Genomic DNA, 11460 nt, shown 5'->3' on the forward strand with positions numbered 1-11460 from the left:
CACACGCGGTGCAGCTAAGAAATCAGACTTCCAGGTTGTCAATCAAGCGCGTCGTTCCCAATTTGGCTGCCGCCAGCACCACCAGCGCCTCCCCTGGATGATCCGGCTGCGGCACCTGCAGGTCCACGCGCCTGCGTGCCACCACGTAGTCGGGCTGCCAGCCTGCGTTGCGCAGTGTGGCCATGGCGTCAGCTTCCAGTGCCGCGTAGTCAGTGCGGCCGGAGCGGATGGCGTTGGCCAGGGCCTTCAGGGTTTGGGACAGCAACACTGCCTGCTGGCGCTCAGATGCGTTCAGGTACCCGTTGCGCGAGGACATGGCCAGGCCGTCGTCAGTGCGCAAGGTGTCCAGCCCGACGATGTTGATGGGCATTGCGAACTGCTGCACCATCTGGCGCACCACCATCAGCTGCTGGTAGTCCTTCTTGCCAAACACGGCGCTGCGGGCCTGGGTGCAGCTCAGGAGCTTCATCACGATGGTGGCCACGCCGGTAAAAAAGCCGGGGCGGAATTCGCCTTCCAGGATGTTGGCCAGCTCTACCGGGGGCTGCACCAGAAAGCCCTGGGGCTGCGGGTACAGCTCGGCCTCTGAAGGTGCAAACACGATGTCACAACCGGCCTGTGCCAGCTGCGCACAGTCAGCCTCCAGCGTGCGCGGGTAGGTGGCGAAATCTTCCTTGGGGCCGAACTGCAGGCGGTTCACAAAGATGGTGGCCAGCGTCACGTCGCCCAGGGGTTTGGCGGCTTTCACCAAGGCGATGTGCCCGGCATGCAGATTGCCCATGGTGGGAACCACTGCGGGGTGGCGGTAGGCCGCAAGCGCAGCGCGCAGCTCGGGCAGGGTGTGTACGATTTTCATAGGCAGTTTGCTACCAGGCGTGTACCGCGTTGTCCGGGAAGCTGCCGTTTTTCACAGCTGCTACATAAGCCTCCATGGCGCCGCGCACGCTGCCGGCGTCCTGCATGAAGTTGCGCACGAACTTGGGCATCTTGCCCAGGTTCATACCCAGCATGTCATGCAGCACCAGCACCTGCCCGGCCGTGCCGTTGCCCGCACCGATGCCGATGGTGGCGCATTGGGTGAGTTCAGTGGTTAGCTCGGCGGCAATCTGGTGCGGCACCATCTCCAGCACCAGCATGGTGGCGCCTGCGTCCTGCAGCTCGTGCGACTGGATGCGCAGCAGTTCGGCGCTGGCTTGCGTCTTGCCCTGCACCCGGTAGCCGCCCAGGGCGTGCACGGTTTGCGGCGTCAGGCCCAAGTGGGCGCAGACCGGAATGCCGCGCTCCACCAGAAAGCGCACGGTCTCGGTGGTCCAGCCGCCACCTTCCAGCTTGACCATGTGGGCTCCAGCCTGCATCAATACAGAGGCACTGCGGATGGCCTGCTCCTTGGACTCGTGGTAGCTGCCGTAGGGCAGGTCGCCAATCACCCAGGCCGTGGCTTGGGCACGGTACAGGCCACGTGTGACGCTCTCGGTGTGGTAGCGCATGTGCTCCAGGCTCACACCCACGGTGCTGGCCAGGCCCTGGCAGACCATGCCCAGCGAGTCGCCCACCAGAATGGTCTCCACACCGGCGGCATCGGCCACGGCGGCAAAGGTGGCGTCATACGCCGTGAGCATGGTGATCTTCTCGCCACGTGTGCGCATCTCCTGCAGGCGCGGCAGGCTCATGGGCTTGCGGCTGGGCATGGGGGAGGCCGGGGCAAAGGTGCCGTAGGGTGTGGCGTGCAGCGCGGCGGCAGTGCCCGTGGTGGCGTCGGTCATGGCAAGAACTCCTGCGGAAAAGTGGGGCAGATACTAACCGCTTACAAGCGGAGTTTTCAGCTGGGCGAGTAGGCCAGTCGCACATAGATGGGTGCGAAGGCCTCGGCCTGGGTGATTTCGATCAGGGTTTCCTTGGCCAGCTCCAGCATGGCGATGAAGGTCACCACCAGCACCGGGTGCCCGGCCTCGGGGTCGAACAGGTCTTCAAAGCCGACAAAGCGCCGGCCTTGCAGTTTTTTGAGCACGATGCTCATGTGCTCCCGAACGGACAACTCGGCGCGGCTGATCTTGTGGTGCTGAACCAGTTTGGCGCGCTTGAGGATGTCGCGCCAGGCCTCCTGCAGGTCCACTAGGTGCACTTCCGGAAAGCGTGGCTGCAGGCTTTGCTCGATGAAGATGCTGGCCTTGAGGTAGTCGCGCCCGTATTGCGGCACGGCGTTCAGGCGGGCCGCGGCCAGCTTCATCTGCTCGTATTCCAGCAGGCGGCGCACCAGCTCGGCGCGCGGGTCTTCGGCCTCTTCGCCCTCGGCCACCTTCTTGGGTGGCAGCAGCATGCGGGATTTGATTTCAATCAGCATGGCCGCCATCAGCAGGTATTCGGCCGCCAGCTCCAGGTTGCGCTTGCGGATCTGCTCCACGTAGACCAAATATTGCTTGGTCACGCTGAGCATGGGGATATCCAGGATGTTGAAGTTCTGCTTGCGGATCAGGTACAGCAGCAGATCCAGCGGGCCTTCAAACGCCTCCAGAAACACTTCCAGTGCATCGGGCGGGATGTAGAGGTCCTGTGGCAGCGCAAACAGCGGCTCGCCATACAGGCGGGCCAGCGCAACCTGGTCCACCACTTCGGGCATGGCAGCGCTCAAGGCAGCTTAGTCGTGGTTGGTCTGGTAGACGTAGGGCTTTTGCGCTACTTCGGCCTTGCGGAAACCCTTCCAGGCCAGACGGTCCACCACTTTGTCCCACAGAAGGGAGCGTCCCTTTTGCTGTTCCACTTCCAGTGCGGGCTTGAGGGCCTTGAGCTGGTCAATGAACTGGGTGGCGTCAGAACGGTAATCGGGGCGGCGGAATATGGACATGTGGGTAACCTCTTTGCGCTATTTTACGGTGTGCCAGGGTCCGGGTGCGCGTCCAGAGGCCCCAGGTTGGCGCTGCCCTCGATGGCCGTGGCTACATTGGGGTAGATATTGGCGGCCCCCACCGAGGCACAGAAGCCGCAGCGCTGGGCAATGTCCAGGGGCTGGTGCATCAGGCCGCAGATGACCAGGCGCACCCGGTTTTTGTGGCACGCGCGGGCCAGATCGCCCAAAGAGTCGGCTCCACTGGAGTCCACATAGATCACGTTTTTCAGGTCCAGCAGCAGGGTGCGTTGTGGCAAATGGTCCTGCAGGTCCTCGATCAGCTTGACCGCCCCGAAGAACAAGGCGCCATACAGGCGGTGTGCCTCCACCTGACCTTGCAAGCCTGCCAGCGCAGGGTAATCGGCCGCGCTGATGGGTTCGGTGCGCGAGAGGCTGGAGATGCGGTAAATAAAGGTAATGCAGGCCGCCACCAGGCCCACTTCCACGGCCACCGTCAGGTCGAACACCACCGTTAAAAAGAACACCGCCAGCAGCGTGGCCCGGTAGGGCATGCGGTACTGGCGCAGATGCAAGAACTCGCGCCACTCGCCCATGTTCCAGGCCACAAACATCAGGATGGCGGCCATCGCCGCCAGCGGGATGTCCTGCGCCAGGGGTGCAGCCACCAGCATCACTAGCAGCAGCGTGAATGCATGCACCATGCCGGCAATGGGCGAGGTGGCACCGCCCTTGACGTTGGTGACCGTGCGGGCAATGGTGCCGGTGGCCGGCATGCCACCAAAAAACGGCGTGAAGAAGTTGGCAATGCCCTGGGCCATCAGCTCCTGGTTGGGGTTGTGGCGGTCGTCAATCATGCCGTCGGCCACGCGCGCGCACAGCAGCGACTCAATGGCCCCCAGCATCGCCAATGTGGTGGCCGGGATGAACAAAAAGCGCACCGTCTCCCAGCTGAACGCGGGCCACTGCAGGCCCGGCAGCGCCGAGGGGATGCCGCCAAACTTGCTGCCAATGGTCTCCACCGGCAGGTGGAACACGGCCACCACCACGGTGGCCAGCACCAATGCCAGCACAGAGCCCGGCACCAGCCGCAGGCGCTGGTTCCAGACCGGGTTGCCAACCAGACGCGGCATGCCGAATTGCCAGCCTACGATCAGCGCCAAAGAGCCCAGCGCGAGCAGACTGGCCGCCGGGTTGAAAGTGGGAAGCGCTTGGATCAGCGCCTGGGCCATGCCGAAGAAATTGGCCGGCAGGTTGGCGATGGACAGGCCCAGAAAATCTTTCACCTGAGAGAGCGCAATCAGCACCGCAATGCCGTTGGTAAAGCCGATGATCACTGACACCGGTATGAAGCGCACCAGCGTGCCCATCTTGAACACGCCCATGGCAAACAGCATGACGCCCGACATGGCCGTGGCAATCACCAGATTGGCCAGACCGTAACGCTCCACGATGCCGTAGACGATGACGATGAAAGCACCGGCCGGCCCGCCAATCTGCACGCGGCTGCCGCCCAGAGCCGACACCAGAAAGCCCGCAATGATGGCGGTGAACAGCCCGGCCTCGGGCTTGAGGCCACTGGCAATGGCAAAGGCCATGGCCAGGGGCAGGGCCACCACGCCCACCGTCAGGCCCGCGCCCACATCCTTGGCAAAGCGTTGCTGGTTGTAGCCCTGCAGGGCGTCGAGCAGGCGCGGCCGAAAGTAATGGTTGAAGCGGGCTGCGATGGAGGGCAGGTCAGTAGCCATGGTGGTCAGTGCGGTTCAATCCAGTTGCGGGCGTCGTTGAGCACCGGGCGCAGCACCAGCAGCAGGAGCAGGACGGACAGGGGGACGGTGGCGTAATAGCCCATGGTCTTGAAGCCAATGGCACCGGCCAGCCCACCGATAAAAAAGCTGCCAATCAGCTTGAGGTGAATGGCCAGGCGCGCACGGTCCGCCACCACCAGCGTGTCGCGCGTCAGGCGGTTGACGTAGAACAGCTTGCCCAGCTCAATGCCCAGGTCGGTCACCAGGCCGGTGACGTGGGTGGTGCGAATCTCGGCGTGCGAGATCTTGGTGATCACCGCGTTCTGCAACCCCATGATGAAGCACAGCAGCAAGACCGTGAGCGGCGCAAACAAAGGCGCAAAGAAGTTGATGCCGGTGCCAAACACGCCGAACACCAGCAGCAAGCCGGCCTCCAGCAGCAGCGGCCGGCCATAAGCGCTTTGCATCTTGTGGCGCAGACCCCAGTTCACCATCCAGGCCGTGGTCATGGCGCCCAGCAAAAAAGCCAGCACCGCAGCGATGCCGGCCAGTGCCAGCTGCACCTGGCCCAGCACCAGGTTGTCAGCCACGGAGGACACGATGCCGCTCATGTGCGAGGTGTATTGCCCCACAGCCAGAAAGCCGCCGGCATTGGTGGCACCGGCCACAAAACACAGCGTGACCCCTAGCCGCAGATTGTTCTGGGCGGTGCGCTGCACCGAAGTCCAGCCGCGCAACAGGGGGATCATGGCTGCACCTAGTGAATCCGCATTCCGGGTGCCGCGCCGGGCCAGGGGTTGAGGATGTAGATGCCCGGGTTGGCCTTCTCATCGCCGTGGCTGGCAGCCAGCACCATGCCCTCAGACACGCCAAACTTCATCTTGCGCGGCGCCAGGTTGGCCACCAGCACGGTGAGCTGGCCGGTGAGCTCCTCGGGTTGGTACATGCTGGCAATGCCGCTGAAGACATTGCGCAGCTTGGGTGCACCGGTGGCGTCCTGCTCGCCAGCGTCCAGTGTGAGGCGCAAGAGCTTGGTGGAGCCTTCCACGGCCGCACAGGCCACGATTTTGGCGATGCGCAAATCGATCTTGGCGAAGTCGTCGATGGTGATGGTGGGTGCGAGTTCCTCGCCGCCGGGGGGCAGAATTTCCACGGTGGGTACGGCGGGCTCGGGGATTTCAAACAGGGCGTCGAGTTGCTTCACGTCCACGCGCTGCATCAGGTGCTGGTAGGGCTGGATGGACACTACATTGCTGTCGATGTCACTCCACTTTTGCATGCCCTGTCCGGTGAAGGTTTCCACCGACTGCGCCAGCGCAGGCAGGATGGGCGCCAGGTAGCGGCTGAGCACGGCAAAGGCGTTGATCAGCACCGAGCAGACCTGGTGCAGGGCCTCGTTGTTGGCGGCATCCTTGGCGAGGTCCCAGGGCTTGTGCTGGTCCACATAGGCGTTCACCTTGTCGGCCAGCAGCATGACTTCGCGGGTGGCTTTGCCCAGCTCACGGCTGTCGTACAGCGCGGCGATGGCGTCTGACTCGCTGCGCAGGTCGGCCAGAATGGCTGCGCCCACAGCGCCAAAGTCTTGCGTCAGTTTGCCCTCAAAGCGCTTGCTCAGGAAACCGGCGGCGCGCGAGGCGATGTTGACAAACTTGCCAATCAGGTCGCTGTTGACGCGGGCCATGAAGTCATCGGCATTGAAGTCAATGTCTTCATTGCGCACCGACAGCTTGGCTGCCAGGTAGTAGCGCAGCCACTCGGGGTTCATGCCCAGGCTCAGGTACTTCAAAGGGTCCAGGCCGGTGCCGCGGCTCTTGCTCATCTTCTCGCCGTTGTTCACGGTCAAAAAGCCGTGCACAAACACGTTGTTGGGGGTCTTGCGGCCGCTGAAATGCAGCATGGCCGGCCAGAACAGGGTGTGGAAGGTGACGATGTCCTTACCAATGAAGTGGTACTGCTCCAGCTTCGGGTTGGCCATGTAGGCCTCATAGTCCTGGCCGCGCTTGTCCAGCAGGTTCTTGAGCGAGGCCAGGTAACCCACGGGCGCGTCCAGCCAGACGTAAAAGTACTTGCCCGGCGCATCGGGAATCTCGATGCCGAAGTAGGGCGCATCGCGGCTGATGTCCCAGTCGCCCAGGCCTTCACTGGTCGTGCCGTCCGGGTTGGTCCGCACCGTGAACCATTCCTTGATCTTGTTGGCCACCTCGGGTTGCAGCTTGCCATCCTGCGTCCATTGCTCCAGGAAGGCCACGCAGCGCGGGTCCGACAATTTGAAGAAGAAGTGCTCCGAGCTTTTCAGTTCGGGCTTCACACCGCTGAGTGCCGAGTAGGGGTTGATCAGGTCGGTGGGCGCGTAGACCGAGCCGCACACCTCGCAGTTGTCGCCATACTGGTCTTTCGCGTGGCACTTGGGGCACTCGCCTTTGATGAAGCGGTCGGGCAGGAACATGTTCTTCTCGGCGTCGAAGAACTGCTCAATCGTCTTGCGCTCGATCAGCGAGCCGCCAGCGGACTCGGGGATGTCGCGCAGGTCGCGGTAGATCTGGCGTGCCAGTTCGTGGTTCTCCGGCGCGTCGGTGCTGTGCCAGTTGTCAAAGGCGATATGAAAGCCGTCCAGGTAGGGCTTGCGTCCGGCGGCAATGTCGGCCACAAATTGCTGTGGCGTTTTGCCGGCCTTCTCGGCGGCAATCATGATGGGCGCGCCATGCGTGTCGTCGGCCCCCACGAAGTTGACAGCCAGGCCCCGCATGCGCTGGAAACGCACCCAGATATCGGCCTGGATGTACTCCATGATGTGGCCGATGTGGAAGTTGCCGTTGGCGTAGGGCAGGGCGGTGGTGACGAAAAGTTGGCGCGGCATGGGGACGTGGGGCTTTCAGGCAGGCTTATGAGCTGGGGTGCTGATTTTAGTCGGGGCGCCAGCCACCCCGACAGAGCGCCACCAGGCTTTGGTCTATCGCACCCGCAAAGGGTCGGACCGCCGCTCCACAAAGGGCTGGCCCGCCCGCACCCGGAAGGTGGCCGCCTCGGGGTCGGTCCAGCCAAAAAACGCACAGACTTCGGCGCGTTGTTTTTGCGCATCGGCATAGCCCAGGGCCATCAGCTCGCTGGTGTAGCTGGATTCAAACAACAGGTAGCTGGCCAGGGCCGAGCCCTTGACGTCGGCCTGGGCCGACGACACGCCCACGCCGCCCAGCATGGTGCGCACCGCGTGTGGCAGCTCGTCAATGTGGCGCGAGGCCAGTACGTCCAGGCGCTGGCTGGGGGCAATCACCAGCAGCTCGATGGGCTTGAGGGCGCTTTGCTGGCGCAGGGCTTCGGGCACCAGCTGCAGGGTGTGGTTGATGCGCCGCACCCGCTCTACGTCCACGGCCAGCGCATCCAGAAAGATGTTGGACAGCGCATGGCCCGCAATCTGCGCAATGCTGGGGTAGCTGTTGGCGCTGCCGTTGTTGCCGGGGGCCTGGCCTTTGGGCTCGCTCATGCGCCCGGCGCCCACCACCAGCAGGCGCTCAGCCCCCAGGTGGATGGCCGGGGCCACCGGCGCGCTCTGGCGCATGGAGCCGTCGCCAAAGTACTCCATGTGCCCGCTGATCTGCAGCTCGGTGGCCGGGAACACAAAGGGGATGGCACTGGAGGCCAGCAGGTGGGCGTGGCTGATGCGCCCGCGCACTGCCAGGCGTTGGGAGCGCACCCAGGGCATGAGGCGTTTGTCGCCGTCGAAAAAAGTCACATGCTCGCCAGAGCTGTAGCTCGACGCCGTGACCGCCAGGGCCTGCACATGGCCCGTGCGTATCAGCTCGGGCAGGCGCTCCAGCGGCACCAAACGGGCCAGCAGGTCACTCAGGGGGCTGTTGTCCAGCAGCGAGCGCGGCTTGATGCGCCGCCACTTGGCCAGCAGCCAGCCGGCCGAGAGCAGGGTCATCCACTTGGCGCCGGAGCGCAGCATGCTCAGGTGGTCGGCGCGGTAGACCTGGTCGGCACTGAAGTGGCGCCAGGTGTCGGCAATCATGCGCACGGTGGCGTCGAAGTTATCGGCGCCACAGGCCAGGGCCGCGGCATTGATGGCGCCGGCCGAGGTGCCGGTGATGATGGGGAAGGGGTTGGGCTCGTTGCCTGCGCCGCAGCGCAGCCGGATATCGGCAATGGCTTCGAGCACGCCCACCTGGTAGGCGGCGCGGGCGCCACCGCCCGACAGCATCAGGCCCGCTGGCCTGCGCCGCTTGGTCTCTGCGACCATGACTTCTGTGTCGTTGCTTCCCATGCGAACGATTATGAAGTGCGACCCTGTTATTTACCGTGTGGAATTTGTGGGGTTAACCCTGAACATCGCGGCTATGCACCTGCGATACCGAGGGCAAAGCCCGGTTCGCTAGACTACCCGGTCCACAGGAGTAAGACATGGCAGTGACAGAACAAGCAATCATGGGCGCCTTGCAGGGCGTCATCGACCCGAACACGGGCAAAGACTTCGTTTCCAGCAAGTGCATCAAGAACCTCAAAGTCGACGGCGGCCAGGTCAGCCTGACTCTGGAACTGGGCTACCCCGCCCAAAGCCAGTACCCGCAGTTCATAGAAGCCCTGACAGCCGCTGCCAAAACGGTAGACGGCGTGCAGGGCGTTGCCGTCACCCCCACCCTGAACGTGACGGCGCATGCCGTGCAGCGCGGCGTGGCCTTGCTGCCCGGCGTGAAGAACATCGTGGCCGTGGCCTCAGGCAAGGGTGGCGTGGGCAAGAGCACCACCGCGGCCAACCTGGCCCTGGCCCTGGCCGCCGAGGGCGCGCGCGTGGGCCTGCTGGATGCCGACATCTACGGCCCCAGCCAGCCCATGATGATGGGCATTGAAGGCCGCCCTGACTCCGAAGACGGCAAGACCATGGAGCCCATGGAAAACTACGGCGTGCAGGTCATGTCCATCGGCTTTCTGGTAGCCCCGGACGAGGCCATGATCTGGCGCGGCCCCATGGCCACCCAGGCGCTGGACCAGCTGCTGCGCCAGACCAACTGGAAAGACCTCGACTACCTGGTGGTGGACATGCCTCCGGGCACCGGCGACATCCAGCTCACCTTGAGCCAGCGCGTGCCCCTCACCGGCGCCGTGGTGGTGACCACGCCGCAGGACATCGCCCTGCTGGACGCCCGCAAGGGCATCAAGATGTTCGAGAAGGTGGGTGTTCCTATTCTGGGCATTGTGGAAAACATGGCGGTGCACGTGTGCAGCAACTGCGGCCATGTGGAACACATTTTTGGCGCCGACGGCGGCAAGAAAATGGCCGCCGACTACGGCATGGACTACCTGGGCGCCTTGCCCCTGGCCATGCAAATCCGCGTGCAGGCCGATGGCGGCAAGCCCACCGTGGTGGCCGAGCCCGACAGCGAAGTGGCCGGCCTCTACAAGGGCGTGGCGCGCAAGGTGGCCCTGGCCATTGCCGCCAAGAACAAGGACTTCTCCAGCAAGTTCCCCAGCATCACCATCAGCAAGAACACCTGATGCCTGCCGCCCGGCCCGAAGTGTCATGAACCTGCTGCCCTCCCTGCGCTACCTGGTGGCGCTGCAAGAGCACAAGCATTTCGGGCGCGCTGCTGCTGCCTGCCACATCACGCAGCCCGCGCTCAGCAACGCCCTGCGTGCGCTGGAGCGGGAGTTCAATGTAGTCATCGTCAAGCGTGACCGCAATTTTGTGGGCCTTACACCCCAGGGCGAGCGGGTGCTGGCCTCGGCCAAGCTGATGCTGCATGAGCATGCCAACCTGCAGCAGGACCTGCAGAGTGAAACCCTGCTGCCACGTGGCGCCATCCGCATAGGCGCAGTACCCACGGCCGTGCCGATTGCAGCGCGCTTTGCGGCCATGCTGCACGCCCGCCACAGCGGCATACAGCCGGTGGTGCTGTCGCTGAGTTCCTCCGAGCTGGAGCGCGGCCTGGAAGACCTGACGCTGGACCTGGCCCTGGGCTACAGCGAACGCATGCGGGTGCAGGAGCGCAAGCTCACCGCCTGGCCGCAGTACACCGAGCATTACTTTCTGCTGCGCCGCGCCCCCAAGCCCAGTGCCAAAGGCCTGCAGCTGGCCAAGCCCATGCGCTGGAAGGACGCCGCCGCCTTGCCCCTGTGCCTGCTTACACCAGAGATGCACAACCGCGCCATTGTGGACGCCGCCTTCACCACCGCCGGTGTGCGCGCAATCCCTGCCATAGAGACCAACTCCATCATGACCATGATGCTTAGCGTGGTCGATGGCAACGTTTGCAGCGTGCTGCCCGGCGCACTGGTGGACACGGTGCGCGGCTACAAGGAGTTGGAGGCCGCGCCCCTGATAGGCCCGGATGTGAAAACCCGCATCGGCTTTATCTCCCACGCCCAGGCGCGCCCCTCGCGGGCGCTGGAGGCGGGTCTTGTGCTGGCGCAGGACGGCGCTTGGCTGCGCCATGCGGCGGCGCATAGTGGGTTGCTGGCGGCTTGAGTTCGGGCGAGTGCTGAGAGGCTGATTGCGGTCTTGTTCGCTCGCTCGCTGCGGTGCAAGGGCTATGCCGGGCTCCTCATGGTGGAGTACCGCAAATCGTCGCCCAGCATAGCCCTTACACCGCGAGTGTGGGTTGGCCGAGGTTCAAAAGCCACTGAGCAGAAAGGTAGGCTGCTGAAGATGGGTGGAGTTGCTCAGAGTGACTGATTGCCAGTAATCAATGGGTTAATTTCGATGTCGGGTTTGCCGCGTTTGCGGTCATACGTCTTTTTCGCTCGCGGCGCGGGAAGGGGGTAGGCCGGGCATCTCATGGCGGGGTACCGCAAATCGGCGCCCGGCCTACCCCCTTCCCGCGCGACCCCCGTGTGAACCCGCGATTCAAGACAGTGCGCGTCGGTTGTACGGTCGGT

At 63.9% G+C, this 11460-nt stretch carries 10 protein-coding genes; 2 read left to right on the plus strand and 8 right to left on the minus strand.

Annotated elements, in window-relative coordinates:
- Positions 1-22 precede the first annotated feature (22 nt).
- The 8 genes from panC to DIC66_RS04975 form a co-directional block, all read right to left on the minus strand.
- Positions 23-856 (minus strand): pantoate--beta-alanine ligase, encoded by an 834-nt coding sequence (panC, locus tag DIC66_RS04940; RefSeq protein WP_117174651.1) that lies wholly within the window; start codon positions 854-856, stop codon positions 23-25.
- A 10-nt stretch (positions 857-866) separates the two neighbouring features.
- On the minus strand, positions 867-1763 hold the full coding sequence (panB, locus tag DIC66_RS04945; RefSeq protein WP_117174653.1) for a 3-methyl-2-oxobutanoate hydroxymethyltransferase: 897 nt from the start codon (positions 1761-1763) through the stop codon (positions 867-869).
- Positions 1764-1819: 56 nt separating this feature from the next.
- Positions 1820-2617, minus strand: a complete 798-nt coding sequence (locus tag DIC66_RS04950) for a segregation and condensation protein A (protein WP_117174655.1) — start codon at positions 2615-2617, stop codon at positions 1820-1822.
- A gap of 18 nt (positions 2618-2635) precedes the next feature.
- Entirely contained in the window at positions 2636-2842 is a 207-nt protein-coding gene (locus tag DIC66_RS04955) for a DUF3460 family protein (RefSeq protein WP_117174657.1), read from the minus strand.
- 23 nt (positions 2843-2865) lie between these two features.
- Positions 2866-4590, minus strand: coding sequence for a SulP family inorganic anion transporter (locus DIC66_RS04960; RefSeq protein ID WP_117174659.1), 1725 nt, complete (start codon positions 4588-4590; stop codon positions 2866-2868).
- Between the two features lie 5 nt (positions 4591-4595).
- Positions 4596-5339: a YoaK family protein gene (locus DIC66_RS04965; protein ID WP_117174662.1), complete on the minus strand. Its 744-nt coding sequence runs from the start codon at positions 5337-5339 to the stop codon at positions 4596-4598.
- 8 nt (positions 5340-5347) lie between these two features.
- Positions 5348-7447, minus strand: a complete 2100-nt coding sequence (gene metG / locus DIC66_RS04970; RefSeq protein WP_117174664.1) for a methionine--tRNA ligase — start codon at positions 7445-7447, stop codon at positions 5348-5350.
- 93 nt (positions 7448-7540) lie between these two features.
- Positions 7541-8851: a patatin-like phospholipase family protein gene (locus tag DIC66_RS04975; protein WP_233505786.1), complete on the minus strand. Its 1311-nt coding sequence runs from the start codon at positions 8849-8851 to the stop codon at positions 7541-7543.
- A gap of 137 nt (positions 8852-8988) precedes the next feature.
- Between DIC66_RS04975 and apbC the strand changes: the two genes are divergently transcribed.
- Together apbC and DIC66_RS04985 are read left to right on the plus strand one after the other, a co-directional pair.
- Positions 8989-10080 carry an iron-sulfur cluster carrier protein ApbC gene (gene apbC, locus DIC66_RS04980; protein ID WP_117174666.1) on the plus strand — a complete coding sequence of 364 codons (1092 nt, stop codon included), beginning with the start codon at positions 8989-8991 and terminating at the stop codon, positions 10078-10080.
- Between the two features lie 25 nt (positions 10081-10105).
- A complete protein-coding gene (locus DIC66_RS04985; RefSeq protein ID WP_117174668.1) occupies positions 10106-11050 on the plus strand; it encodes a LysR family transcriptional regulator in 945 nt (314 codons plus the stop codon).
- Positions 11051-11460: the final 410 nt, after the last annotated feature.

The organism is Rhodoferax lacus (assembly GCF_003415675.1).
Taxonomy (GTDB): Bacteria; Pseudomonadota; Gammaproteobacteria; order Burkholderiales; family Burkholderiaceae_C; genus Allorhodoferax; species Allorhodoferax lacus.

Bases quoted from the DNA above. Each gene is read 5' to 3' on its own strand.
- panC (WP_117174651.1), bottom strand. From the start codon at position 856: ATGAAAATCGTACACACCCTGCCCGAGCTGCGCGCTGCGCTTGCGGCC.
- panB (WP_117174653.1), bottom strand. From the start codon at position 1,763: ATGACCGACGCCACCACGGGCACTGCCGCCGCGCTGCACGCCACACCC.
- DIC66_RS04950 (WP_117174655.1), bottom strand. From the start codon at position 2,617: ATGCCCGAAGTGGTGGACCAGGTTGCGCTGGCCCGCCTGTATGGCGAG.
- DIC66_RS04955 (WP_117174657.1), bottom strand. From the start codon at position 2,842: ATGTCCATATTCCGCCGCCCCGATTACCGTTCTGACGCCACCCAGTTC.
- DIC66_RS04960 (WP_117174659.1), bottom strand. From the start codon at position 4,590: ATGGCTACTGACCTGCCCTCCATCGCAGCCCGCTTCAACCATTACTTT.
- DIC66_RS04965 (WP_117174662.1), bottom strand. From the start codon at position 5,339: ATGATCCCCCTGTTGCGCGGCTGGACTTCGGTGCAGCGCACCGCCCAG.
- metG (WP_117174664.1), bottom strand. From the start codon at position 7,447: ATGCCGCGCCAACTTTTCGTCACCACCGCCCTGCCCTACGCCAACGGC.
- DIC66_RS04975 (WP_233505786.1), bottom strand. From the start codon at position 8,851: ATGGGAAGCAACGACACAGAAGTCATGGTCGCAGAGACCAAGCGGCGC.
- apbC (WP_117174666.1), top strand. From the start codon at position 8,989: ATGGCAGTGACAGAACAAGCAATCATGGGCGCCTTGCAGGGCGTCATC.
- DIC66_RS04985 (WP_117174668.1), top strand. From the start codon at position 10,106: ATGAACCTGCTGCCCTCCCTGCGCTACCTGGTGGCGCTGCAAGAGCAC.